The following is a 17,775-nucleotide window of genomic DNA, read 5'->3' as shown; positions in this document are numbered from 1 at the left end:
ATTTTGCAATAGTTTTGCATAAAAACTTTAGAACAATTCATATTTTATGTCTTAAATTCGAATGTTAACCGTGAAAATGAGCATGAATTGCGGTTTTTTATGTGTAAGTAGTTTTTAATATTGTGCACATTATAAGGGAAAAGGAGTTGAAGGAAGTTATGCCACAGCAAAAAACCTTTTTAACGATGCCAGCGCAACATCAAAATAAACAGCCTGGTATTGAATCATTAATGAATCCTCGTCCAAAGTTTGAAGATCCTAATTATAAAGGAAGCGAAAAGTTAAAAGGAAAGAATGTATTAATTACAGGGGGAGATAGTGGGATTGGGAGAGCTGTGTCCATCGCTTTTGCAAAAGAGGGAGCAAATATTGCGATTGCTTATTTAGATGAGGACGAAGATGCAAATGAGACGAAACAACTTGTTGAAAAAGAAGGCGTGAATTGTGTATTACTGCCGGGGGATTTGAGTAGTGAACAACATTGTAAAGATATTGTGGAAGAGACCGCCCGGCAGCTGGGGAGTTTAAATGTTCTTGTGAATAACGTCGCACAGCAATATCCGCAGCAAGGGCTAGAGTATATTACAGCGGAACAGTTAGAAAAAACGTTCCGTATTAATATTTTTTCTTATTTTCATGTTACAAAAGCAGCGCTCTCTTATTTAAAGCAAGGGGATGTAATTATAAACACGGCATCTATCGTTGCGTATGAAGGAAATGAAACGTTAATTGATTATTCTGCAACGAAAGGAGCAATTGTCGCTTTTACAAGATCGCTATCTCAGTCGTTAGTACAAAGAGGAATTCGTGTAAATGGTGTTGCACCAGGACCAATTTGGACACCGCTTATTCCATCTAGTTTTGATGAGAAAAAAGTATCACAGTTCGGGAGTAATGTTCCTATGCAAAGGCCTGGTCAGCCGTATGAATTAGCACCTGCATATGTATATTTAGCGTCTAGTGATTCGGCATATGTGACAGGGCAAATGATACATGTAAATGGTGGCGTAATTGTGAATGGATAGTTTTCATTTATAAGAGCAAAGTAAAGCTAATTGCATTTATCCCGCTATTTGCGGGCAGTAAAATTCCACCTCGAAATTCGGCGAATGCAAGGAAGTTAGGTGGGAGATAACAGCCCGTAAATGCCCGATTGGTGAAGGCTAATACTTAGTGGGGGATGGACAAACCCCCCACCGAGTAAAGTTTCACTTTATTATGATGTTAGTGCTAGGGAGGATTTAGATGAAGAAAGTATGGTTTATCGTAATCCTATTTTTCTGCCTGCCAGCTAGCGTTTTTGCTAATACAGATCATTTAATATTAGTTAACCTTACGACGAATCAGCTGTCTTTTTTTGAAGAGGGAAACTATACTAGAACATTTCCGATAACGACAGGAAGAGATAGCACCCCGACGCCTGAAGGGAATTTTTGTATTATAACTAAATATAAAAATAAAGAATACCATCGTAAAAAAATACCTGGGGGTGCACCGAATAATCCTCTCGGTACGAGATGGCTAGGTCTGGATAAAAAGGAATATGCTATTCACGGGACAAATCGTGAAGGAACGATTGGAAGCCGGGAATCGAATGGTTGTATTCGCATGCACGATCGGGACATACAATGGTTATACGACCGGGTACAATTACAGACAAAAGTAATTATTTCTCGTTTTCATACGAGTCCCGAATATGAAGCTTATAAGCTTGGTTATCGTGTTGTGAGCTGGAATGGTCGTAAAGTAGAAGAAGAACAAATTGGAATGCTTACGTTAGTTGATCGTGTAAATATATATTGGCAAGAACCAAATGGACAATTAACGAAAGTAAAAACGGTATTGCCAAATGAAAAATACGCAGTGTATTCCAAACGAAAAGATGGAACCTATTATATAGGAAACAATTTGTATATTGTAGAGGAAACGGGAGAAAAAATTCGTTATGAGCAATTACCTTATTCGATTTTAAGTAACATATATAAAAGGAAATATAATGTTCCATAATAGCTACCGTGTATAGGCGGTAGCTTATTTGTGATGAAGTTTAGTTGGTTTTAATGATTTCATACCAATCGTGTGCCTGCAAATAGTGAAATGAAAAAATTGAAACAGCAACTATTATGTTTTGCTGAATATAATACAGTACAGACTGGGGGGCGGTCACATTATGAAAAGTGAATTTGCATTTAAAATTTTCTTAATCACGACTTGTTTATTTATCGTGTATGTATATGCGTTACTCGTCTTCTCCTTTTATGTTCCATATGTTGATTTAATATTGTTCGTCGGATTTATTTGGGCATTTGTTAAAGCAAGGGAAGGGGAGAAGAGTGTATATCGACGCATTACTTTATGCGGGACGGTCCTTCTCGTTATTTTGTACTTTTTTATGATGCATGATTTTTGGAGGGGAATGTAAAAAAGCATACGACTAATCGTATGCTTTTACGTTTAATATTTCGGTTTAAATGTATGACAACAAGTCTCTACACTCGTTGTTACAGAGCTTTCTAGCGTCTCGTTTGTTAAAGCAGCGCTTGTATACGAACTGTTTTCAATTTGACCTGCTTCTTGTGCATCAGGTTGAACAACGATTGCACTTGCTTGACAAAGGTTACCTTGTCCCCAAAATGAGCAATTGGAAACAGAGCATTTCACTTCTGGCATAAAATCCCCTCCTTATACATTAGTGTGGGATTTTACACGCATTTCATGTATAGAAGGAGTTTCCTTTTCTTATTATTTTTTCGTTTGCTCAAGCCATTCTTTTAATTTGTCTTCCGGTTGTTCGCCGCTAATACGGCTCACTTCTTTACCATCTTTAAAATGAATGATTGTTGGAGTACCTTTAATTTTATATTCATCCCAAGGAGCATCTAATTTTTCAATATCCATAACTTTCATATCAAAATTCAAGTCTTTAGCCATTGGTACTAGGATAGGAGATAATTTTTGGCAATGAACGCAAGATGTTTGATAAAAGTATACTGTTTCTTCTTTTTTCTCTTTTAAATTCTTTTGGAGATCTGAAAGAGAAATTTTGTTTGTGTAGTAATCTTTTTCAGTTGTTGATACGTTTTTCTTTTCCATTTGTGTTACAGCGAAAATTGCTGCAAATAAGACGATAATAATACCGCCAAATATAAGCATTTTTTTCATTCTTTCATCTCCTTATTTGTTTTTAATTACAATAAAGCTGCAAATAGCGATTGTGATAAAGCCAATAAGAGCTAAAAACGGGATTGTCACAAAGCCGAACCAGTTTATGTATTCTCCCGTACAAGGTACGCGTCCGCAAGCTGCTCCTGCAGCTGATAGTGCTGAAACTTTTTGAATTGCATAATGATATAAAGAAATACAAGCACCAATACTTGCAATTGGTAAGGAATAACTTGCAATACGATAATCTTTTTTTACTACAGCAATGCCGAGCCATAAAACGAATGGATACATAAAGATACGTTGATACCAGCAAAGGACACAAGGCTCAAATTTCATGATTTCGGAAAAGTATAGGCTACCTAGCGTAGCAATAAAAGAAGCTCCCCATGCAGTAAATAAAGCATACTCTTGCTTTTTTTCTCGTCCCATATTTTATACCTCACTTATAATAGTTACATACTAAATTATAGTATGAAGTAGTACAGAAAAGAAAGAGAAAATATGTTTATCAATAAAAGTTTTGTAAAAGGAAACTTTTATTGATATAAAAATGTTCAAAAAAGCGCCATTCTCTAAGAGAGAATAGCGCTATATTTTACATTTGAATTTGCTCTACTACTTCTTCTACATGTGACTTCTGGGATGCATGGTCAATATATTGAAATAGGAGCTGCAATTGTTTGTCAACTTCTGGCAATTCTTTACTGTATTGATAAGCGTGTAAAAAGTGTTCAATACGCTTAGAAAATAGTTGATCATTCGTTTGAACCATTAAAACGAGTAGTTTATCCCAATTACAGCAATACGTGTAATAGAGAGCTTTGTCATAGTCGTTATATGTTTGCACTGTGTTACCCTCCTTACCGAAGAGTTATATATAGTGTGTGATAAGCGAGGAGAAATACACTTGAAAGAATTTGTTAAGAAAAAAAGTGAATGAAAAGAAAAAAAACGAGGAGTCTCCTCGTTTTTTAAGCTTTTGGCATTGGCGTAGGTGTTGGTTTCCCATATCCTTCTTTGTATTTATTATCAATATAATTACGAATTTCAAGCGTTGATTTTCCTTTTTGTTTCATCGAAGCAGATTCAACTGCGATTTCTAAGCAATTTACACAAGTTGTTGCATGGGAATCCCAAACAACTTCACCATTCTTTTTGATTTCACGAATAAAGCAATTTTTATTATTTTTATGTCCTACACTTTCACCACAGCCGCAGTAACAAGGAATCCAATCCAATAGTTCAGCATTTTGTCCAGCGACAGTATAGATGTCTTTCATTTGTGGATCAAGTTTGTCTAGGAAGGCCGGAAGTGTGTCGACCCCTTTTGTCTTTTCTTGAATGTCAGCTTGCTGAGTATGTGATGCGTGGTCATGATCTTCTTTTGATTCAGAAGATTTTTTTTCATTTGTACCAGTACTCCCGCATCCAGTAAGAATTAAGCTCAGTACTACAAGTAAAGAAAATACATACTTTTTCATTGGCTTGTCCCCTTTACAAATGTATTAATAAAATTGTATCAGACTAAAGCACAACTAGGGAGAAGTTTTTTTTGAACGATTTTTGAAGCGCCACCGCAGTGAATGGAATAGAAATAAAATTGGTACATAAGCGTAGACAATATACAGGCCAGCTTGAGATAGTATTGTATTTAATGTATTGATACTCTCACGGTTTGTAAAAAATAGGGATGAAATAAATATAATTGTGATAAAAAGTGGCAATGTAATTTTAAATGGTATGTGAAAAGAACATTTAATAGTACGGCAAGAAGACCAAATCGTTACACAAAGGTTAGGTAAAATAATAAGGAACCACACGAAAATAATTATGTATTCAAATCGCTGAATAAAGGGGATTTTAATGATTTTCAACATCGTTAATGTAGGCCAAATGGTATGATGCAATTGCCCTTGGCTATAGTACATAAAAGAAATGATTGCCAAGAGTACATATAGAATGGTTGAGAAGGCTATGCCGCCATGGGCCCACTTTTTTAAGGATTTTCCTTTTTCAATTAACGGATAAAAGATAAGAATCGACTCAAATCCAAGAAACTCTAATGCAGAAGCTTTCGCTGAAGTTAAAATTTCTACAGGAGAATGTGTGAGTATAGGTAAAATGTTACGGAAATGTGCGTATTTCATAGGGAAAGCTAAAAATAGTACTACAAAAATCGGTAATACGATACCCCAAAAACATATTCCTGTTACAGAGCGGAATCCGCCTTTTATAACATAGTAGGTCACGAGTAAAAATAATAAAGTTAATTTCCATGGTTTAATGGTAGGGAAGACCCACACTTGAATGACCTCAATATATGTACGAAGAACTGTAAGGCAAAATAATAGAAGGTATAAGGTGAAACAAACGGAAAGAAAGGTACCAAGCCACTTTCCGAAACATGTCGTATGAATATTCATTAAATCATTATCTTTTTCTAACATTTTAAGCATACAAAATAATACGATATGAGTTGCAATACCTGCAACAATAAGGGAAATCCAAGCATCATAGCCAGCATGTTGCGAAATAATTCGCTGATATCCTAATATACCTACTCCAATTTGAAGAGAGTGTAATAAAAGAAATACGAAATAAGGAGAAACAGTATTCTTTTTATTTTGCTCAGCCATTTTAGCACCTCATTATTCTCCGATACCAGATTGTACGATATTAACTTGCACATTAACCGCAACGTCTACGCTAGGGTACATTTCTTGAATTTGTTTCATACTCCATTTTCTCGAGTGACTACGAATTTCTTCACGTATACCTACTGGATCAATATCTTTTTCTTGGAATTGTTTTATTAATTCGTTTAAATGTTTTTCAAGTGTTTTTTCTACATGTTTTTTTACGTAAGTTATATTCTCCTTTTTAGATAAATCAAGCCAATCAGGAGTGTTTTTTATGAGTCCATTTAGTTTTAAGTGGATGTGAACCTTTGGAAGACTCCCGTTTTGAGAAACGTCACAGACACTTTTTCCAGATAAGTTTTGAGTAGCGATTAATCCTTTATGTTTACCTTGACGTATCGGAACTTCGTAACGTCCATTTTTAGTTGGATTAATGAGTAATTTTAATAAAAAAGAGCCTTTTTTATCTGTATACATAGCCACTTTATCTTTTTTTAAAAAAGCGATGCCTTTAATAGAAGCTGATTTGTCTTCGTCAACTTCAATATAGGGAAGAAAGGGATCGCCTCCTGATGAATAAAAGTTATACAAAAAAATATTTAAAGCGGTCCGAGGAATTGTTTCAGTTTCTATATTTTGCTCAAGTAAATCAGCAAGATAGAGCGATCCATTTGTTTTAACATGCTTGAGAAGTTCTTCTGTTGATCCATCTACAAGTGCTAGTTGTACATCTCGGCCAATGTTAGGATCACGTTGTAAGTTGTTAATAATGTCAGCAAGCCCGCGTTCACCTAATGATTTTCCAAATAGGGCAACACGCATTTGACCTATGGCGATAGTATGTGGTGATTTGGCGTTTAACTGTGAAGAGATTGTTTCAATTGTATTTGCAGTAGTTGATTGAGTTTCTGGTTTTGATTGTACGTCCTTTGTATAATCTGGATAGAGAATTGTCCCGCGAAATTTATTGTCTTTCGTTATATCAAATCCACTTACATGAATAATTCGCTGTGTATCCACTATGTTCGATTGCATACAACCTGATTGGAAAGTAAAAAGGATCATAGTAAAGCATAGTAAAATCTTTTTCATTTCTTTTCACCATCACGTTTCGTTTTCGCTTTGTCCGGATTATAGCGCCATTTTGTTTTCGGTCTAAGAAAAGAAGCACGTGCAGCGGTTTGACTAAACGGTAAACGAAGGAGACCTTCCGCAGTTTTTACACCTCGAAATGGGTATAAAGGTAATAAATATGGCGATCCAAGTGACTTCAAACGAATTAAATGAGCTAAAATGAAGACGAATCCGACAATGAGACCTAATCCGCCAAATGCTCCAGCTAAAACGATGAGCGGAAATCGAAGTAACCGGATAGTAGAAGACATCTTTACCGTCGGTGTTGTAAAAGACGCGAGTGCAGATAATGCAACTGCAATTAATAAAATAGTGCTCGTTAAAGCAGCCTCAACGGATGCTTGTCCAATTACAATTCCTCCAACAATACCGATTGTTTGTCCAACTTTTGTCGGTAATCGTGCCCCTGCTTCGCGAAGTAACTCAATTGTAATTTCTAAAAATAGAGCTTCTAAAACAGGGGGGAACGGTACATTCGCTCTTGAATAAATGATTGGTCCAAGTAAATCAGCAGGAATCATTTGATAGTGATACGTTAATATGGCTGTATAAATAGCTGAAGAGAATAGAGAGAATGCCGCTCCGAAAAAACGCACCATTCGAAGAAATGAGCCCGCTACCCATGGTAAATAATAATCTTCTGGAGAGACAAAAAAATCGAGTAACGTCGCCGGTCCAGCTAATGCATAAGGAGAACCGTCTGTTAAAATAACGACTCCTCCATTAATTAATGCAAAAACAGAACGATCTAACCGCTCTGTAGGTAGTAAAACAGGGAAGGGAGAGTTACTATTATCGCTAATAAACTGTTCAATCATAGTTGCATCGAAAGGAACATCAAAGTCAATGTCTTGTAGGCGCTGCATCGCAGTATTAACGTGTTGCTCATTCGTAATGCCTTCGATGTAAGCAACTACGACTTTTGTTTTTGATATAGAACCAACTATAACTTCTTTGAAAACTAATTGTTCTGTGACAATATTTCGCCGAAGTAAGTGTATATTTGTATCGATATTCTCAACGAATCCGACCTTTGGACCGATGACACTATATTCATTTTCAGTATCGTTATATAGCCGTGTACCTAAGACTGAAATTTCAGCACGAATAAGTGCATATTCTGCTGAGTGAGAATCATTTTTTAGTTGTATAAGTACATAGCCACTTAATAGTTTTTCACGAATATCATCAATAGAAGGGCCGGTGATAATCTCCTCGAGTGTGACGATATTTGCTATATCACTTATATTTTCAATGTGATCTAATTCTCTTTTTAAAGGTGTTAAAATGAATCGATTAATGAGGAGTGATTCGGCTGTAGATTTATAGTAAAACAAACATAACGTCCCATCTTCTACGATGTTATAAGAAACGAAATCACTAGACCCTTTCATAGTTTGGATAAATTCTGGAATGGAACAGATTGTTTTTGTATTCTTTTTAGACGAAAGAAACATTTCCTCACCCCTTACCTACATCATTTACTTATGTTAGTTTTTGGGAAAGGCGGGAATTTATACTTGAAAATTGAAAGTTCATAAAGAAAAGGAAGAGTATTGAATATCTCTTCCTTTTTGGCAGGCTAATTTGTTTTCTTTTCTTTAATAGACTTCACTAATTTAATCATTTCTGTCCGTATATCTTCTTTTTTAACATTTAATTTTTCCGCAATTTGTTTAATATCCATCCCATCTTTTTTCATTTTCAGTACATCATCGAGAGAAGTATTACTTTTTTGAGCGATGATTGTTAATACTGTGAGCTGACGTAAACCTATGTTATACTCTTTCATTTTTTGTTTTAGTCCATCTGGTGTGGACTTTTGCATATTTGCTAATTTTTGCAGTAGTGCTTTTTTAGTTTCTTTATTCATATGATGCTTTTTCAATTTACTTGGATCTACACCGAAATGCTCGGCTGTTTTCTCCCAAGATTTATTTTGCTTATAGTAAGCTAAAACGTCCTTAATTTCTTTTTTACTTATTCTTGCAATGTGGGCAGCTTTCCAAATTTCATGTTTGTTATAGCCGAGTTTTTCGAGAGAATGCATTTCTTCCTCTGAGATTGGTTTATGATGATGCATTGTTACTTCTTTTGGCGGGGCAGCGGAAGCAGGGAAAACAGACACTCCGCATAATAATGCTGCCATAGTCATACTTACTGCGATTTTCTTATACATGTAAACTCCTCCTAGATGGGTAATGTGGAAAACTTACACATATCATTTCCATAAAATGTGAAAAACTTGTGAACACACCAAGTTTTTTTATTCACAACGAGAAATTAATTTTTTAACTGTTTTCCAACATAAAACATTGATTAATAGTGAAAAACTAGGTTATAATCGAAATTGAAAATCAATATCAATAACGGAATTATACATATAGATGAAAATAAGGGAGAGAAAAATATGACTACATATACTTCCATCGCAAACGTTATTAAAGAAAGACGTTCTGTGCGTACATTTACAGATAAAGCAGTAGAAAAAGAGCTATTAATTGAACTATTAAACGACGCAACATGGGCACCGAATCATAAAAACCGTGAACCATGGAATTGTAAATTATACATTGGAGAAGGCCGTCAGAAATTAGTAGACGCAGTATTAAACTCTTTCACAGAAGAAGAAAGAGCAAAACGCGGCAAAATTTTATCTGACCGTTTCTTAAGCACACCTGCACAAATCGTTGTTTACATTAATGAAGATCCGCGTCAAATTCAACGTGACGAAGATTACGCTGCAACATGTGCATTTATGCAAAACTTCCAATTGCTTGCTTGGGAACGCGGCTTAGGGTGCGTTTGGAAATCAGGTGGATTAAACTACAATCCACTATTTATAGAAGGAATCGGTTTAACAAGAGGTCAACGCATCATTGGAATTCTTCATATCGGCTATTTCGATAAAGCACCAGAAGGAAAAGCTCGTACACCGATTACGGAGAAGATGGAGATTATTGAGGGTTAATAGATGAGACATTCTCGTTTTTGCGGGGGTGTCTTTTTATTATGCAATCAATCCTCATGAAAGCTTGTTCCTCATCATACACTTTCTTAAGGGAAAGTGTAAGGAGGGAAAATAATGAGAGCAAGTGAAGATAAAGCATTGCAATATGCGATTGCGGAAATTACGGAAATTGCGACTGGATTTGGGCTTGATTTTTATCCGATGCGTTATGAAGTATGTCCAGCGGAAATTATTTATACATTTGGTGCATATGGGATGCCGACGAGGTTTTCACATTGGAGTTTTGGAAAGCAATTTTTCAGAATGAAATTACAATACGATTTGGGACTTAGTAAAATTTATGAACTCGTTATTAACTCTGATCCATGTTACGCCTTTTTATTAGATACGAATTCTTTAATTCAAAATAAACTAATCGTGGCGCACGTTTTAGCGCACTGTGACTTCTTCAAAAATAATATTCGTTTTTCTAATACGAAACGTGATATGGTGGAGAGCATGTCAGCAACAGCTGAACGTGTGAAAGCATATGAGCATAAGTACGGAAAAGCAGAGGTAGAAACGTTCTTGGATGCAGTACTTGCCATTCAAGAACATATAGATCCATCACTTATGCGCCCGAAACTTGCATGGAGTATTGAAGATTTAGAAGAGGATGTAGAAAAGAAAAAGATATCACAGTACGATGATTTATGGAATTTAGATGATCGAAACAAAAAGAGAGAACGACCTAATATGCATAAAAAGAAGAAAATCCCTCCGCAACCAGAAAAAGATTTACTCCTCTTTATTGAAGAATACAGCCGTGAGCTAGAAGAGTGGCAGCGCGACATATTAACGATGATGCGCGAGGAAATGTTATATTTCTGGCCACAGCTTGAAACGAAGATCATGAATGAAGGCTGGGCTTCCTACTGGCATCAACGCATACTTCGTGAAATGGACTTAACATCTGGTGAAGCAATTGAATTTGCGAAATTAAATGCAGGTGTCGTACAGCCATCAAAAACAAGTATTAATCCATACTACCTCGGCATTAAAATGTTTGAAGATATTGAAGAACGCTACAACAATCCGACAGAAGAAATGAAAAGGCGCGGTGTGAAGCCTGGTTCTGGTCGCGAGAAAATCTTTGAAGTACGGGAAATTGAATGGGACGTATCGTTCCTAAGAAACTACTTAAATAAAAAACTCGTAATGAGAGAAGATATGTACTTATTCCAGCGCCAAGGAAAAGAATATAAAGTAATTGATAAAGAGTGGGAACATGTACGCGATCAACTCGTAAATATGCGCACAAATGGAGGTTTCCCGTACTTAGTAGTGGAAGATGGAGATTACTTAAAGAATGGGGAATTGTACATTAAACATAGCTATGAAGGAATCGAGCTCGATTTAAAATACTTAGAAAAAGTATTACCGTATCTTCATCAGCTATGGGGAAGAACGGTGCATATGGAGTCCATTGTGGAAAGTAAGGGCGTTGTGTTTTCTTATGATGGGAAGATGGTGCATCGGAAGTATGTCTAATAAAAAGAACGGACAAAGAATTTCTTGTCCGTTCTTTTTATTTTGAAAATGGTAAATATGCTATTCTTGAAGAGAGGGAGTTACATAGAGAAATGGAGCGATTTAAATGAGTAAAGTAGGGGTATGCAAGGTGGATATTACGCCGCCTTTAGGTATTGATTTTATCGGATATCATAGAGATACAGGAATTAATAATATTGAAGAGCGTATTTACGGGACGGTCTTTGTGTTTGAAAAAGATGAAATGAAGACTGCGTTTATAAGCATTGATAATATCGGGATGTTAGTAGAAGATACGAATATTATTCGTGAACGAGTAGCGAGTGAGCTTCATGTGCCAGTTGAGCGAATAACAGTTGTTTATACACATACACACTCTGGTCCGGAAACAGTCGGTAATCATCCTTTAATAAAGTCGTATAAAACGATTTTATTAAATAATGTAGTGCACGGTGCTGTTACTGCAAATAACAACATGAAGTTATGTGAAGCTGGATGGGGTGTTACGACAGGTGATATTGGAGTAAACCGACGAGAGAGAACATCTGATGGAAAAGCGAAGATGGGCATAAATATAGAGGGCATTGTGGATAAGCGAATTGGTATGTTAGCAATGAGAGATGCTGAAACGAAGGAGCTATCTGGGATTGTAGTATTTTGTACTGCTCATCCGAATGTTTTAAAAGGTGATAGTGATGTATTATCAGCAGATTATCCTGGAATGACGAGAGGGATTCTTGAGAAGATAGTAAACTGTCCTATTATTATCGTTCAAGGTGCTGCTGGAAACGTGAATGCGAAGTATCGCGGTTCAATGGAAGCATTAAAACAAATGGCTTACATGCTTAGTGGACATGTATTAACCATGTTGCCAAAAGTTACTTATAGCCCAATTGTAAATTTAAGAACGATTTCGAGTACGATGCAAATGAAATTGAAGGATATTCCAGGGATTGAAGAGATAAAAAGAATGGCCCAATTAGCTGAGAAGCAGTGGGGTGTGAATACTAACGAATGGCTTACTATTGTTTTAGATAAGCATAGGAAAAACATTAGGCACTTAAGTATCGATTTAGAAATTCAATTGTTTCAAATTAATGATGGTATATTCTCTGGAATACCGATGGAACCTTTTTCAGAAACTGCTTTAGAAATGAAAGAGAGTCTTCAAAATGAACTAGCTTTCTTTTGTGGCCATACGAATGGATATATTGGTTACTTACCGACAAAAGAGGAGTATGCATATGGTGGGTATGAAGTGGAATTAAATCCTGTTGTGTATGGGCCGGTTACAAACTTGTTGATGCCGCCAGAGGAGAATACGGCGGAGTTGATCGTGCAGAGAGTTACAGAATTATATAATGTATAAAATATAGGTATCTCATATATTTAAAACAAAATTTAAAGGAATCAATGATTTTAATCAACTGTAAAAAACGAATCCATTTTGATTAGTCTTTTTCAAAATGGATTCGTTTTTTATATGGAGTTTTTATTTACCAAACAGGTCGTATACTTGATGAAAATCTGCCTGTATTTTCTTTAGTAACGAATGTTGTTAAATCCGCTTTAAGCATTTGCATTCGTTCTGCACCTATGTTTGCAATCCATCGCTGCTCTATTTCAGCTACTATTTCTTTTTTTGCTTGCATTACTGCTAAACCACGCTCGGTTAAAACAATGATTTTTCCTCTTTTATCAGTAGGATGCGTTTGGCGCGTGACATAACCACTGTTTTCAAGAGAATCCACCATTTTACTTACAGCTTGTTTTGAAACCCCTAAATACTCAGCTAGTTCTATGCCAGTTGCTCCATTAGGAAGGATGCGTTTGAACATAAAACCATGCGCTGGCCTAATATCTTCAAATCCCAATTCACTTAATTTGTCATGTAGTTCAGTAATTAATGTACTGAAGGATAATGATAAAAGTGAAGTGAGATCTAATTCGTTAAATGTTTGATGCTCCATGTATATAACCTCCTTACTTATAGTCAATCAAATTGACTATATGATAGTGATAGAAAAAATAATGATTTATCTAAATAAAATCAATGAATTATGGAGGTTTCACATGGTTAATATCGTTAAAATTAGAGGGAGTGTATTTGCACCGTATACTTTACTGAAACCTATTAAGGATTCTGCAACAGGAAGAGTGTTTGAATATGCCGGAGATGCACGTGAGTTTACACCATACGCTATGAACACAAAGCGTTCAAGATTAGAACAAGAAGTGAATATTGATTTTTATAAAAGAGAAATTTTCACATATGCAGATACTTGTATCGTCACTGTGAAAATTACAAATCCAGATGGCTCAATTGAGTATCAAAAAGGAGAAACAAGTACAGAAAACATTGCATGTACAAATATTGTATGGAGTGAAGATGAAGTTTCATTTGAAATGAGAGCAAGTGCAAGTAATCCTTTAAACGCGGCAGCACCTGCAGCTGATTATTTTTTGACTATGCGAGTTAATGAAAGTGGTACTGTGCATGTTGAAGGTGTACATGATGGTTTCCCTTGCTATGAATTTTATAAACAAATAGACTTTGGTTCATTTAAATTAATATATATACATGATTTCAGAGAAATGGGTGATACCCCAGCAGCACTAGCTGGAGAAATGGAATATAGCTTTAAAACGACAATCTAGATATAAATATAGCGCTATTTTTAAGAAGGAAGTAGCTAACGCAAAAGAGAACGCTATTGATTATGGGAGCGAAATTGTGGTCTGTTTTACTCAATATTATGCAGTATCTAAAATAAAATTATAGAGGTGTTTCTTATGACTAATATCGTTAAAATTAGAGCCAGTGTATTTATTCCAATGTCTTGGACGGAACCGAGTAAGGATGTACAAACAGGAAGAGTAATCCAATTCGAAGGTGATTCACGTGAATTTACACCACATGCGGTAAATACTATGCGCTCTAGAGTTGAGCAAGAGGTAGTAGTGGACTTTTATAAAGAAGAAGTGTTTTCATATGCAAACACGGGTATTACGACAGAGAAGATTACAAATCCAGATGGTTCTGTGAATAAAAGAACAGGAAAAGCGAGTACTGAAAATATTGTGTGTACTCATATTGCATGGAATTCTGATGGTGTCCAATTCAAAATGAGTGCCAGTGCAAGTAATCCATTAAATATATATGCACCTCCTGTGGATTATTTATTAACTGTATGTGTTAAAAAGGATGGTAGTATCGATATTCAAGGAGAGCATGATGGATTCCCTTGTTATGAATTTTATAAACAAGTAGATTTTGGTTCATTTGAACAAATTTATACACATGATTTTAGAGAAACTGGTGATACAGCTGAAGCTTTAGGTGGAGGGATGGATTATAGTTTTACAAAGAGATTATAGGAAGTATGATAATAAAACGGTTGATTCTTTCGTTCGTAAATGAAATGAATTTTTTGTAGTAGATATATTGTATTAGTCATAGTATCCCCATGTTTGAAGCTCGTATAGTTACAAATATGGGATAAAAAGAAATGTGAGGAATGTATATGACAGTGAAAATTAGAGTTTATTCTGATTTTATTTGTCCATTTTGTTTTTTAGCTACTGCCCCTTTAGATGGGGTTGCAAAGGAAAAAGATGTAGAAATAGAATGGATGCCACTTGAATTACGCCCTATCCCGCATCCTAAAGTTAATCCATGGACATTGCCTTATGTGATAGAAGCTTGGAGCTCGTTCATTCATTCTACTGCTAAAAAATTAGGAATAGAAATGAAATTACCTCGTTTATCGCGTCCGTATACGCACTTTGCATTTGAAGGTTATTAATTTGCAAAGGAACAGGGAAAAGGAAATGAATTTCATCATAGAGTATTTGTTGCATTTTTTCAAGAAGAAAAAATATTGAAGTGTGAACAAAACTGGCGGAGGAAGTAGGCCTTTCGCATGATGTATTTAAAGAGGCATTACTATCACGAAAATACCGAGAAATACATCAAGAAGCTATAAAACATGCTATGAAAGAAGTAGAAATTCAGGCTGTTCCAACGTTCGTTATTGGTGACGAAGTTATTCAAGGGTTTGTTAACAAAGAGAGGTTAGTAAATGTTTGGTCATAATAAAATCGTTTAAAAATTAATAAAGTTATTCAATTTCTTCTGATGGCAATAATAAAGTAATTTAAAAGTGAAAATATTTGTTTGAAAAATACGGTTACTCATTTGCGATAGTTACGTACCATGAAACAACTAATTACACTGTCTACAACTGAAATTCTCTTTGATTTCGAATGCCTTACAAACAAAATATTAGCACAAATGTTCGTGTGACGGTATAATTATAAGTATCTTAAAATTAAAGGAGGTCTTGCCTTATGAGTCAAAGAATTTCCTACTATGATGTTGCACCTGATGGCATGAAAATTATGATGGATATGGAGAAGTACACTAAGAAGTCTACAATTAATCGAATTACTAGAGAACTTATAAAGATTAGAGTCTCTCAAATTAACGGTTGTGCTTTCTGCATAGATATGCATACATCCGATGCTCGTAAGATGGGTGAAACCGAACAACGAATTTATTGTTTGAATGCTTGGAATGAATGTGATTTTTATACACCTGAAGAGAAAGTTGCTCTTGAACTATCTGAGCATATTACTCTAATTCCTACTAAAAGAGTTCCTGAAGACCTATATAAGCGAGTACGTGAACACTATGACGAGAAACAATATGTTGACCTTGTTTTGGTAATCAATCAAATCAACAGTTGGAATAGAATTTCTATTGCAATGGGAAATACAGCAACTAAAAAATAATTGCTCTCAACGAACGGAAAATAAGAATAAAATTAAAGATGTTTAAAAAATCACAATACGGTCGTTTCATTTTTCTTTATTATGCAGTTATCATAAACTGTGACATAACCAAATTTATAAAAGTTATTGTTTCATCCTTTATAACTTTTATAATAATATTATCTTGAAACACGAAGGGACTGAACTATGCGCAGATATCAATATCTTGACCCCAAAATAAAAACATAATGGAGGTAAAAATATTGATTACAGAACTACAAACCGAAAGATTAGTTTTAAGAAAAATGAAAGCATCAGACTCAGCTAGCATGTTTACAATTTGGTCTGATCCAGAAGTTACAAAATTTATGAATATCAATAGTTTTACTGATGAAAGCCAAGCGGTAGATATGATTGAAGTGCTTGATAAGCTATCTCGGGAAAACAGAGCTATTCGTTATTCGATAATTGAATTAGAATCAAATGAAATTATCGGTTCTTGTGGTTATAATTCATTTGATTTCAAAAACGCCAAAGCAGAAATTGGTTACGATATTAGTAAAGCTTTTTGGGGTAAGGGATATGCGCCAGAAGCCATTCTCTCTTTAATGGATTATGCGTTTAGTACTTTAGAATTCAATAGAATAGAAGCAAAAGTTGAATCTGAAAACATTAATTCAATAAAAGTCTTACAAAAGTTAAACTTTACATTCGAAGGGACAATGAGAAAGTGTGAAAAATCTAATGAAAAGTTTATTGATCTAAGTATTTATTCAAAATTAATAACAGATTAACTTATATTGCTTAGCCTATATTCCTTAAAATGTAGGCTATTTTTATATCTTCTATTTCAAAGTTTAAATAATTTAATAAGTCGAACAGTATTTGTCTACACTTCATTATAAACTATACACTACCGTATTTTTAAACAACTTTGTTATTGAAATGGAACAGTTTAACAGCGTAGCAATGCGGATTCACACCCTTAAAATTAAACAACTTTATTATTATTAGTCAGTAAAGGCTGTCGATCAAGAGTTAGAAAAGGGTAAAGAGAATAAATTAGATGGACTACAATGTAGTGCATTTTTACTATACCCTAGAAGGTTTTACAAAAAAATAAACCGCTTTACAATATACCCTTAAGGGTATATGATATTATACAAAGTTACAAAGTAATGTATAATATAGTTATAATTACGGAGGTGGTTTACAGTGGAATATAATCAAGATATGAAAAATAGATTGAAACGTATTGAAGGTCAAGTTCGTGGTGTGCTTCGCATGATGGAAGAGGGAAAAGATTGCCGAGATGTTATTACACAGTTAACTGCATCCCGTTCTGCGCTAGATCGTACAATTGGACTCGTTGTGGGAACAAATTTAGAGCAATGTTTGCGCGAGCAGTTTGAAAAAGGTAATGGCTCAAATGAAGAGTTAATTAAAGAAGCTGTTCAATTACTTGTAAAAAGCCGATAATCTGTCAAACATATGTGTTGACAGATTTTCAAAAACATTTTAATATACCCCTGCAGGTATAAGTGTAATGATTAGGGAGGAAAT

At 35.0% G+C, this 17,775-nt stretch carries 21 protein-coding genes and 1 pseudogene; 12 read left to right on the top strand and 10 right to left on the bottom strand.

The genetic code is table 11. The annotated features are described in order from the left end of the window. Positions 1-158: 158 nt before the first annotated feature. The 3 genes from MKX77_RS20330 to MKX77_RS20320 all read left to right on the top strand — a co-directional run bounded on the left by MKX77_RS20330 (position 159) and on the right by MKX77_RS20320 (position 2,422). Positions 159-1,025, top strand: coding sequence for an SDR family oxidoreductase (locus MKX77_RS20330; protein ID WP_341307641.1), 867 nt, complete (start codon positions 159-161; stop codon positions 1,023-1,025). A 220-nt stretch (positions 1,026-1,245) separates the two neighbouring features. Next, complete coding sequence (locus tag MKX77_RS20325; protein WP_002159216.1) at positions 1,246-2,007, top strand: L,D-transpeptidase; 762 nt, start codon at positions 1,246-1,248, stop codon at positions 2,005-2,007. A 163-nt stretch (positions 2,008-2,170) separates the two neighbouring features. Beyond that, positions 2,171-2,422: a hypothetical protein gene (locus tag MKX77_RS20320; protein WP_078174067.1), complete on the top strand. Its 252-nt coding sequence runs from the start codon at positions 2,171-2,173 to the stop codon at positions 2,420-2,422. Positions 2,423-2,454: 32 nt separating this feature from the next. Here the strand turns inward: MKX77_RS20320 and MKX77_RS20315 are convergent, their stop codons facing one another. The 9 genes from MKX77_RS20315 to MKX77_RS20275 form a co-directional block, all read right to left on the bottom strand. Next, positions 2,455-2,670: a DUF1540 domain-containing protein gene (locus tag MKX77_RS20315; protein WP_002150465.1), complete on the bottom strand. Its 216-nt coding sequence runs from the start codon at positions 2,668-2,670 to the stop codon at positions 2,455-2,457. Between the two features lie 72 nt (positions 2,671-2,742). Beyond that, positions 2,743-3,162, bottom strand: coding sequence for a thioredoxin family protein (locus tag MKX77_RS20310; RefSeq protein WP_341307640.1), 420 nt, complete (start codon positions 3,160-3,162; stop codon positions 2,743-2,745). Between the two features lie 12 nt (positions 3,163-3,174). Further along, positions 3,175-3,594: a disulfide formation protein C gene (locus MKX77_RS20305; protein WP_002116351.1), complete on the bottom strand. Its 420-nt coding sequence runs from the start codon at positions 3,592-3,594 to the stop codon at positions 3,175-3,177. 166 nt (positions 3,595-3,760) lie between these two features. Beyond that, positions 3,761-4,012, bottom strand: coding sequence for a YhdB family protein (locus tag MKX77_RS20300; protein ID WP_002150460.1), 252 nt, complete (start codon positions 4,010-4,012; stop codon positions 3,761-3,763). Positions 4,013-4,136: 124 nt separating this feature from the next. Further along, complete coding sequence (locus tag MKX77_RS20295; protein WP_341307639.1) at positions 4,137-4,646, bottom strand: PCYCGC motif-containing (lipo)protein; 510 nt, start codon at positions 4,644-4,646, stop codon at positions 4,137-4,139. A gap of 54 nt (positions 4,647-4,700) precedes the next feature. Next, a complete protein-coding gene (locus MKX77_RS20290) occupies positions 4,701-5,801 on the bottom strand; it encodes a GerAB/ArcD/ProY family transporter (protein ID WP_341307638.1) in 1,101 nt (366 codons plus the stop codon). 12 nt (positions 5,802-5,813) lie between these two features. Further along, a complete protein-coding gene (gerYC, locus tag MKX77_RS20285; RefSeq protein WP_341307637.1) occupies positions 5,814-6,896 on the bottom strand; it encodes a spore germination protein GerYC in 1,083 nt (360 codons plus the stop codon). Next, positions 6,893-8,395: a spore germination protein gene (locus MKX77_RS20280; protein WP_341307636.1), complete on the bottom strand. Its 1,503-nt coding sequence runs from the start codon at positions 8,393-8,395 to the stop codon at positions 6,893-6,895. The genes gerYC and MKX77_RS20280 overlap by 4 nt, the downstream gene beginning before the upstream one ends. A gap of 125 nt (positions 8,396-8,520) precedes the next feature. After that, positions 8,521-9,117 (bottom strand): hypothetical protein, encoded by a 597-nt coding sequence (locus tag MKX77_RS20275; protein ID WP_215555307.1) that lies wholly within the window; start codon positions 9,115-9,117, stop codon positions 8,521-8,523. Positions 9,118-9,348: 231 nt separating this feature from the next. Between MKX77_RS20275 and MKX77_RS20270 the strand changes: the two genes are divergently transcribed. From MKX77_RS20270 to MKX77_RS20260, 3 genes are all read left to right on the top strand, one after another. Continuing rightward, a complete protein-coding gene (locus MKX77_RS20270) occupies positions 9,349-9,909 on the top strand; it encodes a nitroreductase family protein (RefSeq protein WP_341307635.1) in 561 nt (186 codons plus the stop codon). 114 nt (positions 9,910-10,023) lie between these two features. Beyond that, entirely contained in the window at positions 10,024-11,439 is a 1,416-nt protein-coding gene (gene spoVR, locus MKX77_RS20265) for a stage V sporulation protein SpoVR (protein WP_341307634.1), read from the top strand. Positions 11,440-11,545: 106 nt separating this feature from the next. After that, a complete protein-coding gene (locus MKX77_RS20260; RefSeq protein ID WP_341307633.1) occupies positions 11,546-12,808 on the top strand; it encodes a neutral/alkaline non-lysosomal ceramidase N-terminal domain-containing protein in 1,263 nt (420 codons plus the stop codon). A 127-nt stretch (positions 12,809-12,935) separates the two neighbouring features. On the opposite strand, the gene MKX77_RS20255 is transcribed toward MKX77_RS20260, so the two are convergent. Next, on the bottom strand, positions 12,936-13,409 hold the full coding sequence (locus tag MKX77_RS20255) for a MarR family winged helix-turn-helix transcriptional regulator (RefSeq protein WP_341307632.1): 474 nt from the start codon (positions 13,407-13,409) through the stop codon (positions 12,936-12,938). A 103-nt stretch (positions 13,410-13,512) separates the two neighbouring features. On the opposite strand from MKX77_RS20255, the gene MKX77_RS20250 reads away from it, so the two are divergent. The 6 genes and pseudogenes from MKX77_RS20250 to MKX77_RS20225 all read left to right on the top strand — a co-directional run bounded on the left by MKX77_RS20250 (position 13,513) and on the right by MKX77_RS20225 (position 17,691). Further along, on the top strand, positions 13,513-14,097 hold the full coding sequence (locus MKX77_RS20250) for a DUF3238 domain-containing protein (protein ID WP_341307631.1): 585 nt from the start codon (positions 13,513-13,515) through the stop codon (positions 14,095-14,097). Between the two features lie 135 nt (positions 14,098-14,232). Next, positions 14,233-14,817, top strand: a complete 585-nt coding sequence (locus tag MKX77_RS20245) for a DUF3238 domain-containing protein (protein ID WP_215555313.1) — start codon at positions 14,233-14,235, stop codon at positions 14,815-14,817. 146 nt (positions 14,818-14,963) lie between these two features. After that, positions 14,964-15,535: pseudogene (locus tag MKX77_RS20240) on the top strand (DsbA family oxidoreductase). Between the two features lie 254 nt (positions 15,536-15,789). Continuing rightward, on the top strand, positions 15,790-16,233 hold the full coding sequence (locus MKX77_RS20235; RefSeq protein ID WP_002010721.1) for a carboxymuconolactone decarboxylase family protein: 444 nt from the start codon (positions 15,790-15,792) through the stop codon (positions 16,231-16,233). 242 nt (positions 16,234-16,475) lie between these two features. Next, on the top strand, positions 16,476-17,006 hold the full coding sequence (locus MKX77_RS20230; protein WP_341307630.1) for a GNAT family N-acetyltransferase: 531 nt from the start codon (positions 16,476-16,478) through the stop codon (positions 17,004-17,006). Between the two features lie 421 nt (positions 17,007-17,427). Then, positions 17,428-17,691, top strand: a complete 264-nt coding sequence (locus MKX77_RS20225) for a metal-sensitive transcriptional regulator (protein ID WP_002159198.1) — start codon at positions 17,428-17,430, stop codon at positions 17,689-17,691. The last annotated feature ends 84 nt before the right edge of the window (positions 17,692-17,775 follow it).

Source organism: Bacillus sp. FSL R9-9410, assembly GCF_038050385.1.
Lineage (GTDB): Bacteria > Bacillota > Bacilli > Bacillales > Bacillaceae_G > Bacillus_A > Bacillus_A cereus_U.
Note: the sequence above shows the minus strand (reverse complement) of the source record. Positions and strands in the feature narration are given on the sequence as shown.

Excerpts from the sequence above, each read along its gene's own strand:
- MKX77_RS20270 (WP_341307635.1), top strand. The coding sequence starts at position 9,349 with ATGACTACATATACTTCCATCGCAAACGTTATTAAAGAAAGACGTTCT.
- MKX77_RS20280 (WP_341307636.1), bottom strand. The coding sequence starts at position 8,395 with ATGTTTCTTTCGTCTAAAAAGAATACAAAAACAATCTGTTCCATTCCA.
- MKX77_RS20325 (WP_002159216.1), top strand. The coding sequence starts at position 1,246 with ATGAAGAAAGTATGGTTTATCGTAATCCTATTTTTCTGCCTGCCAGCT.
- MKX77_RS20305 (WP_002116351.1), bottom strand. The coding sequence starts at position 3,594 with ATGGGACGAGAAAAAAAGCAAGAGTATGCTTTATTTACTGCATGGGGA.
- MKX77_RS20315 (WP_002150465.1), bottom strand. The coding sequence starts at position 2,670 with ATGCCAGAAGTGAAATGCTCTGTTTCCAATTGCTCATTTTGGGGACAA.
- MKX77_RS20310 (WP_341307640.1), bottom strand. The coding sequence starts at position 3,162 with ATGAAAAAAATGCTTATATTTGGCGGTATTATTATCGTCTTATTTGCA.
- MKX77_RS20250 (WP_341307631.1), top strand. The coding sequence starts at position 13,513 with ATGGTTAATATCGTTAAAATTAGAGGGAGTGTATTTGCACCGTATACT.
- MKX77_RS20245 (WP_215555313.1), top strand. The coding sequence starts at position 14,233 with ATGACTAATATCGTTAAAATTAGAGCCAGTGTATTTATTCCAATGTCT.
- spoVR (WP_341307634.1), top strand. The coding sequence starts at position 10,024 with ATGAGAGCAAGTGAAGATAAAGCATTGCAATATGCGATTGCGGAAATT.
- MKX77_RS20275 (WP_215555307.1), bottom strand. The coding sequence starts at position 9,117 with ATGTATAAGAAAATCGCAGTAAGTATGACTATGGCAGCATTATTATGC.
- MKX77_RS20235 (WP_002010721.1), top strand. The coding sequence starts at position 15,790 with ATGAGTCAAAGAATTTCCTACTATGATGTTGCACCTGATGGCATGAAA.
- gerYC (WP_341307637.1), bottom strand. The coding sequence starts at position 6,896 with ATGAAAAAGATTTTACTATGCTTTACTATGATCCTTTTTACTTTCCAA.
- MKX77_RS20290 (WP_341307638.1), bottom strand. The coding sequence starts at position 5,801 with ATGGCTGAGCAAAATAAAAAGAATACTGTTTCTCCTTATTTCGTATTT.
- MKX77_RS20255 (WP_341307632.1), bottom strand. The coding sequence starts at position 13,409 with ATGGAGCATCAAACATTTAACGAATTAGATCTCACTTCACTTTTATCA.
- MKX77_RS20295 (WP_341307639.1), bottom strand. The coding sequence starts at position 4,646 with ATGAAAAAGTATGTATTTTCTTTACTTGTAGTACTGAGCTTAATTCTT.
- MKX77_RS20260 (WP_341307633.1), top strand. The coding sequence starts at position 11,546 with ATGAGTAAAGTAGGGGTATGCAAGGTGGATATTACGCCGCCTTTAGGT.
- MKX77_RS20320 (WP_078174067.1), top strand. The coding sequence starts at position 2,171 with ATGAAAAGTGAATTTGCATTTAAAATTTTCTTAATCACGACTTGTTTA.
- MKX77_RS20330 (WP_341307641.1), top strand. The coding sequence starts at position 159 with ATGCCACAGCAAAAAACCTTTTTAACGATGCCAGCGCAACATCAAAAT.